Annotated in this window: 19 protein-coding genes; 18 read left to right on the top strand and 1 reads right to left on the bottom strand. The window is 40.3% G+C overall.

Translation table 11 applies throughout. The features are described 5' to 3' along the window. The first annotated feature begins 2 nt into the window (after positions 1-2). The 3 genes from AC2UZJ_RS11550 to brnA are packed head-to-tail and all read left to right on the top strand — an operon-like array spanning position 3 to position 1,766. Positions 3-1,178, top strand: a complete 1,176-nt coding sequence (locus AC2UZJ_RS11550) for a ParB/RepB/Spo0J family partition protein (protein ID WP_486950307.1) — start codon at positions 3-5, stop codon at positions 1,176-1,178. Then, positions 1,171-1,527, top strand: a complete 357-nt coding sequence (locus AC2UZJ_RS11545) for a hypothetical protein (RefSeq protein WP_486950306.1) — start codon at positions 1,171-1,173, stop codon at positions 1,525-1,527. The genes AC2UZJ_RS11550 and AC2UZJ_RS11545 overlap by 8 nt, the downstream gene beginning before the upstream one ends. Before the next feature lie 5 nt (positions 1,528-1,532). After that, entirely contained in the window at positions 1,533-1,766 is a 234-nt protein-coding gene (gene brnA / locus AC2UZJ_RS11540; protein ID WP_486950305.1) for a type II toxin-antitoxin system BrnA family antitoxin, read from the top strand. Between the two features lie 135 nt (positions 1,767-1,901). On the opposite strand, the gene AC2UZJ_RS11535 is transcribed toward brnA, so the two are convergent. Then, on the bottom strand, positions 1,902-2,501 hold the full coding sequence (locus AC2UZJ_RS11535; RefSeq protein WP_486950304.1) for a hypothetical protein: 600 nt from the start codon (positions 2,499-2,501) through the stop codon (positions 1,902-1,904). Positions 2,502-2,663: 162 nt separating this feature from the next. On the opposite strand from AC2UZJ_RS11535, the gene mobH reads away from it, so the two are divergent. The 15 genes from mobH to AC2UZJ_RS11460 all read left to right on the top strand — a co-directional run bounded on the left by mobH (position 2,664) and on the right by AC2UZJ_RS11460 (position 16,158). Continuing rightward, a complete protein-coding gene (gene mobH / locus AC2UZJ_RS11530; RefSeq protein ID WP_486950303.1) occupies positions 2,664-5,465 on the top strand; it encodes a MobH family relaxase in 2,802 nt (933 codons plus the stop codon). A 60-nt stretch (positions 5,466-5,525) separates the two neighbouring features. Next, the gene (gene traD, locus AC2UZJ_RS11525) at positions 5,526-7,361 is read left to right on the top strand and encodes a conjugative transfer system coupling protein TraD (RefSeq protein WP_486950317.1); all 1,836 of its coding nucleotides are present in this window, start codon (positions 5,526-5,528) and stop codon (positions 7,359-7,361) included. Positions 7,362-7,410: 49 nt separating this feature from the next. Next, entirely contained in the window at positions 7,411-7,908 is a 498-nt protein-coding gene (locus AC2UZJ_RS11520) for a hypothetical protein (RefSeq protein WP_486950302.1), read from the top strand. Then, positions 7,832-8,461, top strand: a complete 630-nt coding sequence (locus AC2UZJ_RS11515) for an IncC plasmid conjugative DNA transfer DtrJ family protein (RefSeq protein WP_486950301.1) — start codon at positions 7,832-7,834, stop codon at positions 8,459-8,461. The genes AC2UZJ_RS11520 and AC2UZJ_RS11515 overlap by 77 nt, the downstream gene beginning before the upstream one ends. A gap of 149 nt (positions 8,462-8,610) precedes the next feature. Further along, entirely contained in the window at positions 8,611-9,099 is a 489-nt protein-coding gene (locus AC2UZJ_RS11510; protein ID WP_486950300.1) for a hypothetical protein, read from the top strand. A gap of 44 nt (positions 9,100-9,143) precedes the next feature. Next, on the top strand, positions 9,144-9,416 hold the full coding sequence (locus AC2UZJ_RS11505; RefSeq protein WP_486950299.1) for an HU family DNA-binding protein: 273 nt from the start codon (positions 9,144-9,146) through the stop codon (positions 9,414-9,416). Between the two features lie 187 nt (positions 9,417-9,603). Next, entirely contained in the window at positions 9,604-9,885 is a 282-nt protein-coding gene (gene traL, locus AC2UZJ_RS11500; protein ID WP_486950298.1) for a type IV conjugative transfer system protein TraL, read from the top strand. A gap of 189 nt (positions 9,886-10,074) precedes the next feature. Beyond that, a complete protein-coding gene (locus AC2UZJ_RS11495; RefSeq protein ID WP_486950297.1) occupies positions 10,075-10,398 on the top strand; it encodes a hypothetical protein in 324 nt (107 codons plus the stop codon). A gap of 64 nt (positions 10,399-10,462) precedes the next feature. Next, positions 10,463-10,654 (top strand): hypothetical protein, encoded by a 192-nt coding sequence (locus AC2UZJ_RS11490; RefSeq protein ID WP_486950296.1) that lies wholly within the window; start codon positions 10,463-10,465, stop codon positions 10,652-10,654. A 234-nt stretch (positions 10,655-10,888) separates the two neighbouring features. Beyond that, positions 10,889-11,509: a TraE/TraK family type IV conjugative transfer system protein gene (locus AC2UZJ_RS11485; protein WP_486950295.1), complete on the top strand. Its 621-nt coding sequence runs from the start codon at positions 10,889-10,891 to the stop codon at positions 11,507-11,509. Continuing rightward, on the top strand, positions 11,499-12,452 hold the full coding sequence (locus tag AC2UZJ_RS11480) for a hypothetical protein (RefSeq protein ID WP_486950294.1): 954 nt from the start codon (positions 11,499-11,501) through the stop codon (positions 12,450-12,452). The genes AC2UZJ_RS11485 and AC2UZJ_RS11480 overlap by 11 nt, the downstream gene beginning before the upstream one ends. 98 nt (positions 12,453-12,550) lie before the next feature. Then, entirely contained in the window at positions 12,551-13,795 is a 1,245-nt protein-coding gene (locus AC2UZJ_RS11475) for a TraB/VirB10 family protein (RefSeq protein ID WP_486950293.1), read from the top strand. 9 nt (positions 13,796-13,804) lie between these two features. Then, positions 13,805-14,371, top strand: coding sequence for a type IV conjugative transfer system lipoprotein TraV (gene traV / locus AC2UZJ_RS11470; RefSeq protein WP_486950292.1), 567 nt, complete (start codon positions 13,805-13,807; stop codon positions 14,369-14,371). A gap of 41 nt (positions 14,372-14,412) precedes the next feature. Next, on the top strand, positions 14,413-14,805 hold the full coding sequence (gene traA, locus AC2UZJ_RS11465; protein WP_486950291.1) for a TraA family conjugative transfer protein: 393 nt from the start codon (positions 14,413-14,415) through the stop codon (positions 14,803-14,805). 432 nt (positions 14,806-15,237) lie between these two features. Continuing rightward, complete coding sequence (locus AC2UZJ_RS11460; RefSeq protein WP_486950290.1) at positions 15,238-16,158, top strand: Ig-like domain-containing protein; 921 nt, start codon at positions 15,238-15,240, stop codon at positions 16,156-16,158. Positions 16,159-16,253 lie beyond the last annotated feature (95 nt).

Below are 16,253 nucleotides of genomic sequence, written 5' to 3'. Positions count from 1 at the left end.
TTATGAGAAATATAAGAAACTTAGCAGCTCTAACTAATTCAGTTTCTAATGTAAGACAAGTTTTACAGCTCCCTTTAGACCGAGTTGTTTCTAAGCCCCAAGTGCGCGTTCAATTTAGAAATTTGAATGAATTGGCTGACTCCTTAAAAGAAGAAGGACAACAAAGTCCAATTATTGTCAGTCCAAAAAACAGTCGTGGTGAATACGTTATCCAGAAGGGTGAGCGCAGGTGGCGTGCCGCTAAACTTGCTGGCTTAGAAAGAATAGACGTTATTATTAATAACAAAGACCAAAGCCCTATAGAGTTACTAGCAGGTCAGCTTGTTGAGAATATTCAGCGCGATGACCTAACACCTTTGGAAATCGCAGAAGGTATTAATAAACTAACGGGATCGGGTTGGTCAAAAAGCAAAGTAGCACAACGACTAGGTAAAAGAAATTCCTATGTGACCTTGTACTCAACAATTCATAACCTCAATGATGATATAAAAGCTCTACATAATGATGGGCATGTTACTGATGCGACAGCTTTATCTTTGCTGGGTAGAATTTATGAATTGGATCAAGAGCAAGCCCGTTCTTTTTTCAATGAAATTAGAGAAAATGAAGGAATGAGTCGTGAAAGAATTCGCCAGTTCTTAGCAAGATTAACAGCTTCACCAGACGAAGAGAATTATGCTGAAACTGATGACTCAGAAGATGTTAAGTATCAACAAGTAGAACAAGAGCCAGCTGATAGCCAAGCAGGTTCCAATGAAATTCTAAGTGAAGAAAATTCAGGTCACGACCAAACAGGTATTCAAACTAGCTCTTACGAATCTGATGGTTTATCTATTGGTCAGCAACAGTCTCAACCTACAACTTTCACCGATGACGAGGAGCGTGATGAGGCGTATGTAGAACCTAATCATGAGGTTAGTCATACTGTTTCTACTCACTCTAAGCAGGCTGAATATTATGAAGAGGCTATCAATGCCGGTGCGCATCAAATTGGCTCAAATAATCTCTTGATCGAAGTTCTTGTTTCTGATGGGAAAGAAGACCATATCGCTCAACTCATGTTAGATTTTGTGTCTGATAGTAGTGATATGGCGTGGGTGTTAATAGATGGTAAGCCTTCAGAGATAGATGTAACTACTATTTCTATTTTGGAAATCAGAGATAAGTCGCATGAGTAATAAGCTTTTTACTAAAGAGTTAGCTGATATTTATGCTATTGCGACTGTTGATCGTTTGGTGTCGAGAAAGCTGTATATTCTTTATTGCATAGCGACAGAGCAAGAGCCTACTATTGATTTAATTCAAGAAAAAACAGGGGTTCCCATTCCTTCTATCAGGCGTATTATTGGCCAGCTACGTCATGAAGATGGATTTTCTTTGAACTTTATACGTCATAAAAAAGAAAAAGGAAAAACATTGCCGTCGGGGAAAACAGGGCATTATGAAATAGAGCCTTGGACTAATATCAATCAAGCTGAGTTTTTATTAACCTTTCCTGAAGTAGCAGAAAACTTAGTGAAACCATAAAGCTTATGAATGCTAAAGGCTTTGATGCCAAATTTGATGAAGGCGTAGAAGATATACTCGATGACCTAGACTTATCGACTGCGCGTCGCGTCAATCAGAACACAAAGCGAGTGAGTGTTGACTTCCCTGCTTGGGTGGTGGACTCCCTTGATCGTGAGGCAGCAAGGATTGGTGTGACAAGGCAATCCATTATTAAGATTTGGTTAGTGGAGCGATTAAAAGAAGAGATCAATAGATAGTTACTGACCTAACGGTTTAGTCTCATTGTCAAAGGCAAGCTACTCCTAGTCATGCAGGAAAGCTTGCCTTCCTGTTTTACGCCAAAGAGCAGGAGTTTCCGCAATTTTCTGCAAATAGAAAACTATACGTTATCACTATTTTGGATGATTGCACCGAGCGCGAAGATGGCTAGGGATATTATGTAAGCCTTCTTTATTCACAAACGCCCAATCGCGCTTGTCCATGTCTTTGCCATAGTTGCAATATCGTTCCCAACGGCTCAGTTCGTAATGTGAGTAGCCTTTGCCTGGCGTAACGTTGTAGCTTTCGGTTAAGTCTACGATGGCAACGTTCAAAAGTGATGATGGACGATTTCGAGGTAATCGCTCATTACTCTCAATACCACCCAATGTATGAATATAGGCAGCTTCCCTTAGTGCAGCTCCGCCACGTCCAGCATTGCCCCAGCTCACCGCAAAATGACGGTTTACTTCCTGTGTTTTTAGTGCTGCCGATTGCTGTTGAGCTAATTCTTTTTTCAAAAATAAATAAATCTGATCATTAAGTAGGCTAGGTTCATCAATCATTGTTTCCCACGCTTGATTTACCCGTTCATCCAACTCCGCAATAGAGACGGGAGGGTTAGCTTGAAAATTTTGTTTGTACTTTCCTAATGCTTCATTCATTTTAGCTGTGGAACATCCAGCTAAAACAAGTACCGCAGATGCGGCAAGGAATATGAAGGATTTTTTCATTTTTTTTCCAAAAAAGTAGTCATGGGTAAAGTGTAGAAAAAAACTCAGCAACTACTCATGGTTAAGTGTCCCAAAAACGGCCTTTAGCGGTAGGTGGCTATGCGGCGTCAGGTTTTATGATTAAGACGTAGCAATACTCTTTTGTATTTTTTCAAAAAATGAATGAGAAAAAGACTCTATAAATTAACCTCAGCTCTTTTGAGTAAGTTCAACTCCCCTGCTCTGGATGAGGTGAAAGTAAAGACTGTACCTAAAGCACCTAGCCGTGTTGTAGGTAATGAGCTTCATTCTTTGTCACTTCCGATTCCCGTGTTTCCAGCAACCGAACCCCAAGATTTACTTAATGAACATAAAGAACAGGTAACGAAAATACGTAATGTTCTAGGGCTATCAATAAATGAAACTCAAAAGTATTTAGATCCTGTGCTATTGAGATATGTAGAGACTGTACATTTACTTCCCGCCTCTGAAATACATCATCATCGTGCTATTGGTGGATTGTTAAGCCATGGTTTAGAGGTGGCATTTTGGGCTGGTCAATGTTCGTTGGCTTATTCTTTTGATTACCAGGGGAAATTAAGTGATAAACGTCAACACATCCTTAGATGGCGCTTAGCGTTTATCTTAGCGGGGTTATTGCACGACTTAGGTAAGCCTGTAGCAGATATGGTTGTGACAGATAGCAGTGGTGAACACCTTTGGTCGCCCTTTAATGAGTCCGTATGGGGTTGGTCAAAACGATTGAACATTAGTGGCTACTATGTTTTTTGGCGTAAAAACCGTGTGCATAAGCAACATGAGATAAGTGGTTTTCATGCGGCAAACCGGGTGATTGGGGATGATACCTTAACGTTTATATCTCAATATGACCAAGAGCTACTACCTGCTTTATTTGGTTTGCTTAGCGGTCATCCAGATCGAAGCAGCTTACTTTATCAAGCGGTATCAAAAGCAGACTCACATAGCACTAAAAAAGATCTTGAGAAAAATGGTGTACCAATCAATACCTACATACAAGGTACTCCGCTTGATCTTCGCTTAGTTGAAGTGATGCGTGAACTAAGTAAAAAGACATGGACGACTAACAAGAAAAACAGCATTATTTGGCATTTACCAAGTGGGCTGTATCTTCACTGGGAAAAGGCTGTAGCAGATATAAACCGTACTGTGTCATCCATGAACTTCGTAGGTATACCTAAAGACTCAGGTGTACTTGCTGACACGTTGATTGATAGCGGTATCGCTAAAGCGTATGTTGTGCCGTCTTTAGATACTGGTGAAGAAAAGCAGTATCGTTACCATCCACTTTTAGTTAAAAACAAAGAGGCAAAAAAAGAAAAAACTGCTCTGGATAATTCCGATAACGTTAAAGAGGATAACTATATTTACGGCTTACTAATTACGGATTTCAGTTATGTATTTAATGGCCCCTGTCCAGCCCCACTAACAGACCAAAGTGTTATGGCTATTCATCAAGTCAACATTAAGGAGGATCATCATGCTACAGAGAAAACAGAATTAAAACAAAAAAATGAGCCACAATCAGAAAATGAAGAAAATGATCAAGTAGATGAAAGCACAGAAAACGAACCAAGTGTTCAAGAAAAACCGCTTGTACTTGAAGAGTTGATAGAAAAACTACTAGAGCTAGAGGGAACACCACCGCCTTTAGATGAAAATCCAGAGCTAGAGATAAATGACCATACCGAAGAAGTGGATAGCGAACAATTTAGTGAAAGTAAAACTGAGATTGAAGTTTTACCAGAGACAAGTAAACCAGCGGTTGCGCTTGCATTACCTACTACCTCTCATGTAGCCGTAGAGTCTCCATCTAAAGTGGCTAGAAAAAAGAAAAAACCAAAAAGGTTAATGTTGCCTACCAGCGTTAACAACTCTAATGGCGGTGCTAATTCTAAAAAGCCCAAGAAATCCAAGAAATCGAGAAAACCTACAAATACAGTAGTAACTTTGTCAGATCAACAAGCGGTTTCCGCTACTTCGCAAGTAACGACGGAAGTAGGATCGTCAGTTGAGCAAAGAACAAGTGAAAAACCAATGGCGGTATCTGCCATCATTAATGACTACAAAGCTAAGTTAGAGCAGCAAACGATTCCCCCTGTTACAGAGTGGTTGATGAGTTTAACTGTACCTGCACTCAAGCAAGAAGTGTTTTTAGGAGCTCAGCTATTACGTATTAATCAGCGCCTCTATATTCGTTACCCAGAAGGTATTGAGGCTTTAGGTGAGATGGAGGAAGTGACGACTTTGTTAGCTAAAAACAAAGCCCTCGTCGCAGATCAAAATAACCAATATGTACATAATATAGACGGTCGTTCGGTATTACAGCTGCATGAGGCATTATCCACTCTAATTTCTACAGCCTTAGAAAAGATAGCCATTGCCGTAGACCCTGTGGCGCAAGGAGAGCTAACTGATGTAGAAGAAAAGCCTCCTTTAGATGCCGTCTCAGATTCATTTGAAAGCAACGGTCCTACTGTTGAGCCAATGTCACCTTTACCCGCTGAGTTTTTAGCTCAAAACAGTGTCGTTCATTCAGATTTTGAAAACCCTTTTGATACTGAGCTAGAAGCTGAGCCTTCTGCCACAGATGATGTGCAGCCTGTACACATAGATGATGAAGATGAAGAAAAAACTGAAATTACAGAGTCAGAGGAGGTCGAAACAATAGAGAAAGCACCGTTCGATTTAAGCAATGCTTTAGATGAGTTTATTGAAATGATGAAAGCAGGTCATGGGCGATGGATTCAAGGTGAGGTAACACGAAATGGAAATGAGTTATCTACTAACGACTACTTTTTAAAAGCTGTTTTAAACGAGTTTCCAAAAAAAACAACCAAAAAATCCATTAAGTCTCAAATTTTCTTTACTCATACAGCTACTAATTTAAGACTCGATAACGACACCTTCATACTGACATTGGAAGATAAAAAACAAGATACGTAGTACATGCTCATCACAAACGATAAGTATGTATACAGGTAATTTTAGGGATAGAAAATGAGCATTAAGTACAATGCACTTGAATATGAAATGCCTTGGCGAGAAAACTATGAAGGCCGTGCTGCATTAGGTTGGGTTGCTGCGGCTTTTGCTACAGCAGGAGTTAATTTTCTTTCAGCGATGCCACCAGAGCCATTTTATTATATGTCAGGCATCTGTTTAACGATGGCTGCTTTCCGATTTCCACAAGCTATAAAACTTCTTAAAACGCAGAAAAACCTTTCTGGTCGTGAGTTAAGCTTTATTACTTTAGATGAGCTAAAGAAGAAAATGAAAAACAACCCCGATGATCTTTGGTTAGGTCATGGCTTTGAATGGGAAACACGGCATACACAACGAGCTTATGAAGTGCTAAAGCGCGATACGTCCAGTTTAAGGATTAAAGCTAAAAGCAATGAGTCTCTACCGATGGGGCAAACATGGATTCATGGTGTTGAAACAGATGAAAAAGACATTTATCAGCCCATTAAACACGCAGAGGGTCACATGCTGATTGTCGGTACAACGGGGTCAGGTAAAACACGAGCCTTTGATACGTTAGTATCTCAAGCTATTTTGCGTGATGAGGCGGTAATTATCATTGACCCGAAAGGCGATAAAGAGTTAGCTGATAACGCCAAACGAGCGTGTGAAGCGATAGGTGCGCCAGAAAAGTTTATTTCATTGCATCCCGCTTTTCCAGAAGAAAGCATACGTATTGATGTGTTAGCCAACTTCACTCGATCTACTGAGTTAGCAAGCCGTGTAGCGGCTTTAATACCGTCAGAAACAGGAGCTGATCCATTTACAAGCTTTGGTTGGTTAGCCTTGAACAACATTATTAACGGGCTGTTGTTTACTTATAATCAACCCAATTTGATTTTGCTGAGACGCTACTTGGAAAATGGGGCGGCGGGATTGGTGACGCAATCTATTGATGCTTATGCGACTAAGTATTTAAAAAATGCTGAGGCTAAAAAAGCCCCTTATGTTGCTAAGGTGAATCCTCAAAATAGAGACGCTTATGCAAAAAGAATGATGAACTTCTATTACAACGAAGTACAGCCTTATTATCCAAACACAGACCTAGAAGGGTTGTTAAGTTTATACCAGCATGATGTAACTCACTTTGGGAAAATGATTGCAACCCTTATGCCAGTCATGAGTATGTTGACCGCAGGAAAACTCGGTGAATTGTTATCTCCAAACATTGAGGATTTGAATGATCCACGTGAAATCTTTAATACGACTTCGATTATTCAACAAGCTAAGGTTTTATATATTGGGTTAGACTCACTGACTGATGGCATGGTAGGTAGTGCTATTGGTTCACTTTTTCTTTCAGACTTAACAGCAGTGGCTGGTGATCGTTATAACTATGGGGTAGGTAATCGTCCAGTAAACATCTTTGTTGATGAAGCGGCTGAAGTGATTAATGACCCGTTTATTCAACTCCTTAACAAGGGTCGTGGGGCGCAACTACGACTGATTGTAGCGACTCAAACTTTTGCTGACTTTGCTGCACGACTAGGGGATGAAAACAAAGCGCGTCAAGTGCTAGGCAATATTAATAACGTGTTTGCTCTACGTGTTATCGATACAGAAACTCAAGAATACATAACGGAAGGTCTGCCTCAAACACGAGTGAAGTATGTGATGAGAACACAAGGTCAAAACACAGACTCCAATGAGCCGATATTTCATGGTGGCAACCAAGGTGAGCGTTTAATGGAAGAGGAAGCAGACCTATTTCCCGCTGCACTTCTAGGTCAACTGCCTAATTTAGAGTATGTGGCTAAGATTTCGGGTGGGCGATTTATAAAAGGGTGCTTACCCATCCTTGTAGATGAAAAAACATAGGTTACATTAAAACCATATATTTAAAACAGCCTTGTTTAAAGGAATATTCGTGAGCAAGACACCTACTACTAAATTAAAAAAAACATCGTTTCCTAAAGTGAAGGTTAGAGGTCGAGGGCGTAGTCACACTTTAAGTTTATTATTTTTTGATTGGCCAGTTACGCGCATTGTACTTAATAAATTAATTGCTTTTTTAACTATTATATTGCCACCTAATGAGGCAGAATCGGCGGCACAGACTATTGTTGAGGAGGCATTGCAAGCGTACTCCCAATCTGTGTATCACTTAAACATTCATAAAAATCCTGATCCTGAGCGCATTCGTTTTTTCATTGATGCTGTTATTGGTAAAACGTGCGAGGTGCTACAAGAAGCAAATATTACGATCCATAGCATTAATAGTTTGCAGCTTTCTTTGTATGAACTATTAACGAGTGAGCAACTGAAAACTGTTCTAAAGGAGTCGATAAGTGAAAAAGCCATTATGGATGGTGTTGTGGTTAGTAATGATCCAATTAGCCGTACTACTGGTTCTAGTACCAAGTGACTTAACACAACAGGCAATTGAAAAAGAAACGCAGTATGTACAACGATCTCTTGGCCTTCATAGTCAAAAGTGGATTAATGACAAAGCAACGAACTGGTATCAAACGAGCTTAATTGATTCGGGTGTCTACGAGTCGGTTTATAACCACTTAATACCTACTCAAGCACAAAAAGACGCATCAAGAGGTATGGAGAAAATGGGGGGCTTATGGTTTGATTGGGTTGAGGGAAGGTTAGAGGCTTTTGGAGTGCTTATTTACCAATTTTATACACGGTTGGCTTTATTGCTTATGTGGTTGCCCTATATGTTAGTTTTACTCATTCCTGCGCTTTATGATGGGGCGATGACTAGGAAGGTAAAGCTAACCAACTTTGATTATGCTAGCCCCATATTGCATCGTTATAGTGTGCGTGGAGTTTGGGCTATAGCTACTGGTATGTCTGTACTATTTTTAGCGCCTATTGCGATTGATCCTATTTATATACCTGTGGCACTTATGGTTTCTTGCGTATTAATGGGGTTAGCGGTAGGTAATTTACAGAAGCGTATTTGAAGTCATTTGTAATTAATTTATAGCGGCCTTATGGGTCGCTTTTTTTATGCATAATTTCGGCATGCCGAAATAAAACGCTTGCCTTCCACGCTTAAGCGTGGAATAATCGTAACTATCATATCAATCAATGATATTTAAGTGAGAGGGCTATGAGAAAAATTACACGCGGTTTTGAGATTGACTACGATCAGTGGTTTGATGTTTTCTTACCTATTGCCAACTTTAGCCCAAGTGCTTGTGGGCCAAGTCACTCTGATGGTGATGTGGAATTTCTTTTTGGCTTTGAAACTTACGGCAAAGATTTAGCGCATGTGATCAAGGTAGCAAAAGGCACGCCTAATCATGTCTGGACGCTTATAGAAGAAGATAATGGGTCATTAGTGCTTATTGCTGGTTATCATGTAGTTAATCGTCTTGCCTACCTTATTACTGAGAATCCATGGACGAATCCTAAGCAATTTGCCTATCAATTCAAGCCCACTATATCGTGCAATAACTGTGGGTGGTTTGGACTTACTGATAGTCTTGAAATAGAGTCTATAGCTGATACAGAAACATTTAACGACTTATGCCCAACTTGTCACCATTCTGATTTTAGTGAAATAGTAGAGGATGCGTATGTTTTAATAGCAAACTAACTGTAGTCTTTCCATTTCATTTATTGTTTTTTTAAGGTGTTTGTATGAACAAAACTGAACTTATTGATTTTATTGCTGAGCAAGCTGATCTTTCTAAAAACGATGCGGCTAATGCTATCAATGCTTTCACTGAAGCTATAACAACAACTCTTGCGGACAAAGGTACAGTGTCTTTGGTTGGGTTTGGCTCGTTTTCTGTAACGGAACGTGCAGCCCGTGACGGTCGTAATCCTCGTACGGGTGATACCATAAAAATCGCGGCAAGCACACAACCTAAGTTTAAGGCAGGCAAAGCATTGCGTGATGCTGTGAATTAACCGCTACTAATATAGATATAGGGGCGGTAAGAGCTGCCCCGTTTAATCATTATATTGTTATTAAGTACAAGAAGTGTTTTTACAAAAACCTCTTACCACCCTAAAAGGTTCCCTACGTGCAGTAGAGAAAAGCTAAAAGCAGCCATAATAAATACACTATCTACTTTTACCATTTTAGGAACGTATTATGGAACCTGTCCGAATACCGCGCCGTGTTGATGAACCGCCCCACATTTTGCTTTGGAGTGCTGACGAGTTAGCACCTTTAATACTGGGCTTAGTTATTGGCATGGTGATTGAAAAAGCGTTGATCTGCACAATAGGAGGGTTATTAGTAACGCGCTTATACTCCCGTTTTCGAGACAACCATCAAGACGGTTACTTACTGCACTTAATTTATAAAATGGGCTTGTTGCACACCAAAGCTCGCTCCATGATAAACCCGTTTATTAAAAACTTCTTTCCTTAGATGTTTGTCCATAACAATCATCTTATTTCTCTCCTCTTTTTGCCGCTGACTCATCAGCGGTTTTTTTAAGTTCTTAGTAGCTGTTTTTGGTCGCTTGGCTTAGTGGTAAAACGGTTACTTTGGCGCAAAATCAAAGGTGTTATTTGTTTGTTTTGTATGAACATCATGGAGAAAACTATGGATATTAGTATGGCACTAGATCGTGTTAAAGAAATTCAAGACGAGAAAAAAAGAATCCAAGGACATCTGAAATATATTGAGCTTGGCTACACCACGGATGCTCAAAAAAACTATAGAGTTAGGTTTGATTTACCTGAAACGATAAGGAATAGAAATCAGGTAAATGATGATCTACCTGCAAGTCATACCGCTAACATTCATTTGGATGAGGTCACAGTCAAGCAATTACTTGAAAAAGAGCTTAGTGAATTTAATGCAGAACTGGAAGTCTTGTCACCTGTCATTGATGCTGCTAATACTATGCTGCGTGAGGCGATAGAACAGAGAAATTAATCAATTCAAATAAATAGTCAGTTTTTTAATAAGCTACTTTTTTAAATTATAGAGTGAGGTTTTTATGTCAGAAAAAACATTAGATGAAGTGTATGCAGGAGAAGAGCTAGAGCTTGCGCGTAGGGATTTGATAGGTGTGGTGAATGAGGTTGTATCTTGGCTTGAGGGAGGAGAAGTTGATCCTGATATGTTGGGGTATATATCATCATTTCTTTCTTCTATGACCTATGATTTCCCCCAAAACCTAGATGATTAAAAGACCGTAGTAGATATTGAAGGTTAAATAAAACTGACTGTTAAGAAGTTTTGAGTCTAATTTTTCAGATTAGCTTTTTGTGTTTTTATGACTTTTTTTAACCGCTGCTTTATCAGCGGTTTTTGTTTGGGCGCTCTAAAAGGTCCTTTTGGGTCATTTGGTATAGCGGTAGTACGCCTCTCTTATAAGAAAATAAAGCTATTCCCTTTTTGGATATGAGCAGTGAGGCGCATTATGAAATTCCTTAAGTTTATCCGTACCTATGAGGGTACTCAAGCAGAAAACAGATGGTTGCGGCTATTTGTAGGAGGGCTTGTTGCTTTGACCCTTATGTTGGCAGTTAAAAGCTTTTCTCAAGAAACCGTAGTGGTACTACAGCCACCTACCTTAGAAGAGGAAGGTTGGTTAATGAAAAATCAATCTTCTCAATCCTACCAAGAGGCATGGGGCCTATTTCTCGCCAGTATGTTAGGTAATGCCACTCCCGCTAACGTAGGATTTCTAAAAGAAAAACTTAGTCCTCTATTAAGCCCTGATATTTTTAATGAGGTTATTGAAGCCATACAGGTTCAAGCTAATCAAATTAAAACGGATCGTGTCACGATGCGCTTTGAGCCTCGCTTTGTTGTTTATGAAGATTCTAATAACCGCGTTTACGTTCAAGGTTATTCCTTCATTAAAGGGGTATCAGGCATTGAAGATCGTACAGACAGAACGTATGAGTTTGAAGTCCAAGTCAATCGCTATCTTCCACAAGTCGCCTACATAAATACCTATGAGGGTAAGCCACGTACCAGTCGAGTACGTCAACAAATTGAACGCCGTGAAGAAATGAGGAAAGAACGTGAAGATTAATAAATTAAGCACCCACTTATTAAGCGCCTCGTTGTTGCTAAGTAGTCCGTTGGCATGGGCAGAGACGGATGATTTCGATATACCTGCGGTAATGCCAACTAGCCAAACCAAAACAGTGCAAGTTAGCCAAGAGCCTAAGATACCTACGGTAGCCGCTAATGTCATGACAAACGGTGTACCACGCCCTATTGGGTCTACTACTAAAACTCCCATATCTATAGGTAATCATGCCGATAGTCGGCTTGTAATGCAGCCCGGTGTTAATCAGATCGTACCCATTGCAGTAGGCCATTTAAATCGTTTAGTGACTCCTTTTGCTCAGCCTGTGGCACGTACTGGATCAACAGCAACGCATGAAATTGAACAAAATGTGGTGTATATCGGTACAGACGTAGAGGAACCCGTCACCGTATTCATTACTGAGCAAGGAGATCAGTCTCGCGCCTTTAGCCTAACGCTTGTACCGCAGCGCATACCTCCTAGAGAACTGTTTTTAACCTTTTCTGATGGCTTTCAAATGGCGGGTATTCAACACGCTAATCGCAATGCTGAAAAGTGGGAAATGAATCAGCCTTATGTTGATACCATCCGCTCTTTGTTTAGGCACATTGCGCTTGGTGAAGTGCCACAAGGTTATTCCATATCAGGGATTTCATCCAACGTTCCAAGACCCACCTGTCAGATGCCGGGATTAAGCTTTGATTTTAACCAAGGCCAAATGTTAGTCGGGCATAGTCTTTCTGTCATTGTTGGTGTGGCGCGAAATGTAAGCGGTACACCCATTGAGTTTAAAGAGGCGGCTTGTGGAAACTGGGATGTGGCGGCTGTTGCTGCATGGCCTCGAAACATCTTAAAACCTGGTCAAAAAACCGAAGTGTACATTGCACGAAAAGCCCAAAGAGGTATTGGTAACACCACGAAGCGACCTTCTTTAGTTAATTGATGGGGTGAGAAATGATTAAAAAACACTGGTCACAACTTAGCCCAAAAGTTAAACGTATCGTTATCATCGTTGGCATAATCGCAGCACTGGCTCTTTTGATGAAGCTGTTTTCATCAGATAAAGATACCAGTAACCGAAAAAATAAGCGTGAGGATGTAGTACGTCATGTTTTAACAGACCGTGATACACGAGTGGTTAGCTTAGAGGGTTTATCGGCAGATCTTAGATTACTGCGTAACGAAAATGAAAATAATAAGCGCACTGTAGATAAGCTAACTCGTGAGTTAGAAAGTATAAAAAGTGGCGGTGATGTAACGCCAAAAATAGAAGGTCAATTAACAGAGCTAGAAGCTCAAATTAAAAGATTGCAAAATGAGCAGGATGAATTAAGTAGCCGAACACTGCCAACTTCCGATGTTAATCCACTTGATAAAACGGGGGTTAATGATGACGAAGAAAGTTCATTTGATACAGACTCACTTGACGCAGGAAGTGAAGATTTTGATGCGCCCACTAGCTTAGAAATAGACCCTACTAATCCCAATGCAGTTTTTGATCGCCGTTCGTGGCCCACAACAACCCTTAGTGCTACTACACCACGTTCTTCGGACAACAATAAATCACCATCTACTTCAGGCTTTCAAATTAAAACACACCAACAAGTCATAGAAGAAGCTGAAGAAGATGATGTTAAGGATGAAGAAAGTATATTTCTACCCGCTGGCTCCATTCTTACAGGTGTATTTCTTAACGGTTTAGATGCGCCCACAGGTCAAGGTGCTAGGCGTGATCCTTTCCCTGCCACATTACGTATTCAAAAAGAAGCTATCTTACCTAACCGATTTCGCGCTGATGTTCGTGAGTGTTTTTTAATTGTGGCTGGTTACGGTGATTTGAGTTCTGAACGGGCTTACCTTCGCGGTGAAACTATTTCATGTGTTCGTGAGGATGGTGGTGTTATTGAGTCAAACCTTGATTCTTACGCTGTGGGTGAAGATGGTAAAGCAGGGGTACGGGGCCGTTTAGTGTCTAAACAGGGTCAGATCATCGCTAAATCACTTATGGCTGGCTTTATGAGTGGGGTGTCTAAGGCGTTTGATGTAAACCCAATTCCCATTATTGATACAAGCGGTGGCTCTCAACAATATCAAAGAAACTCGATGAATGCTGACTGGGTACAAAGTGCTGCGGTCAATGGCGCGAGTTCTGCCTTAGATCGAGTCGCTGATTTTTATATGGATATGGCCGATGGAATGTTCCCTGTTATCGAAGTCGATGCAGGTCGTCAAATTGACATAATTATGAGCCGAGGCACATCGCTACAACTGAAAACAAAACGTTAAGAGGATTGTATGAAAAAGATTGCACCTAAAAAAGGCCGTTTGAGTCGCTTCAACATAAAAAGGCTCCCTTTATTATGGATTCGTGGGTTTAGCGTTTTAAGTTTTGTTGCGTTAACTGGATGTTCGTCACTAACAAGTATTGGTGAAAGTGAATATTCCTGCCCCGGCACACCTGACGGAGTGAAGTGCATGAGTACGCTCGATGTTTACAACGCAACAAATGACGGCCATGTACCGCGTCCTATGAGTGCTAAAGAAGCTAGTGAGGGCGTGGTGAATGTAAGTTCTAACGTTTCCATGGGTAGCGAGCTATCCAATATGCAAATTGCGAGGCAACAAGAGCAACAGTTTATTAATAACTATGTAGCACCTTACTTACCAGATAAACCGATTCCAATTCGTACTCCTGCTGAAGTGATGCGAATTTGGATTGCACCTTGGGAGGATCAGAACGGAGATTTAATCGCCACGGGATATGTTTTTACAGAAATTGAAGCAAGACGATGGGTAGTAGGCGAAGAACCCGCTCCTTCTTCCCCAACGCTAAGACCTTTGCAGATCAATAAAGAAAATTAGTTTTCACTTTGTTATTCATTTACTTTTAAAGGATCAGTGTCATGAATACGGCTGACTTAAACCAAGTAACCAATCGAGCTCATTCTCGTCAAGATATAACTAAAGCAGTTGTTTTGGTATCTATTATTTCTTTGTTTTTTATCACTACCGTCTATGCGGGTACGGATAACGGTGCATTTGATGAAGTGTGGATCACGCTTAAAGACTGGACTCAAGGTACGCTTGGGCGAATTGTTGCAGGAGCCATGATTTTAGTTGGTGTCGTGGGTGGTATTGCTCGTCAAAGCTTAATGGCTTTTGCAACTGGTATTGGTGGTGGTGTTGGGCTATATAACGCACCTGAGATTATTGAAACTATTATGACGGCCACCCTAGAACATGCTCACACGATCAATGCCGTATCTGCACAGATTGGTAATGGCTTAGGTTTTTAAGGTTTTTTTGATATCCAAAAGAGGGGAGTACATCATAGGTTTTGAGGCTGTCACCGATGCCGCTACGGGCATAGCGATGCATATAACTCAACAACATACGATTGATTTCGTCTCCCATCTTGCAGTCTCATACTTATGTTTTCACATAAAGCCATCTATAAACAGGTGGCTTTTCTATTTTAATAGCCTACATTGCACCCGAAAAAGACTCTTTGACACCGTGAGATTCGCTTGATTTTAAGTATTTTTAGAGTACTAATAATTTTTTTAATCAATGGATTGTGAAATTCTTATGTTCTTACAAGACTTGCCTAAAGACGCTTTAGCGTTATTAGTGGCTGTAATGATGCTAGGTGCTAGTTCCATTCAGTATGCGCTTAATCGGTTGGGTGAAATTAAAAGGTTTAATTTCGCTATTTTAAGGAGGGGGCTATGCCTCAAGCTTATATAAAACTCAGACAACTAATATGGTTGCTTTTGTTGTTCTCCCTATTTGGTGCTCTTATTAGTGCCAATTTTGCTTATGCTCAAACAGGTAACCCTCCTAGAGGGGCTGGGTATGTGTTAGGGAATAAATACTATTTCACTGCAAATAAAAATGAATCTTCATTTAGAAGTTGTGCTGCTCAGAGAGTTACGTCAAAACAAGTTTGTGCATCTACTAAAGAAGTAAGGACTGTTCGGTCACGGTTATATCTTCAGGGAACCCAAATATGGGCAACTCAGTGGATGGAGCATACTAATCATAACTATCAAATGGTGGGGGGGCAGTGTGGTACTGAAGGTAGAAGAAGAGGATTTAAAGATGAGGATTATGGTGGTTATGGGTCTGGGCCTGCATGGATTTGTAAATTTGAATACCGAACAGAAAATGAATGTGCAAGTTATGGTACTGAATATACAAGAGGTGCATGTTTAACTTCAGCGCAAGCATGTAGTGAAAACTCTACTCTTTGTGGGTATGTTAATAATCATTTAGATTGGTTTAATAAACCACCAGTCGCTTCAAACGTAAATTTAATTACCAAAGAAAATATAGAAGGCTCTGTTACTTTGGTAGCAACCGATCCAGATGGGCCAACACCAACTGTTTTTAATGTTTCAACTCAATCACCGTATGGCACGGCCACGATTAGCGGCAATACTTTAACATTTAAACCTAACCAGAACTGGTTTGGATCTACTACGGTAAGTTATCGAGCACAAGATAATAAAGGAGCTTGGTCTAATACTGCAACAGTAAATATTACTGTAACAGAGCGTAGATTAGTTGAGGATGATTTTATATACGATTCTCTCACTCGTTCTGGAGTTGTAAAAATTAGAGGGATTGATGATGTAACTACCCCGTAAAATAATACAGATGACTCGTAGAATTTCTTTTAAGCTAAACGAAAGGAGTTTGACGATGAGCAAACGAAAGACTGAAAGCCAAATTGTGGCGATTT

This window comes from Paenalcaligenes sp. DL 309, assembly GCF_057475285.1.
The sequence above is the reverse complement of the archived record's forward strand: the minus strand, read 5'-3'. Positions and strand labels throughout refer to the sequence as shown.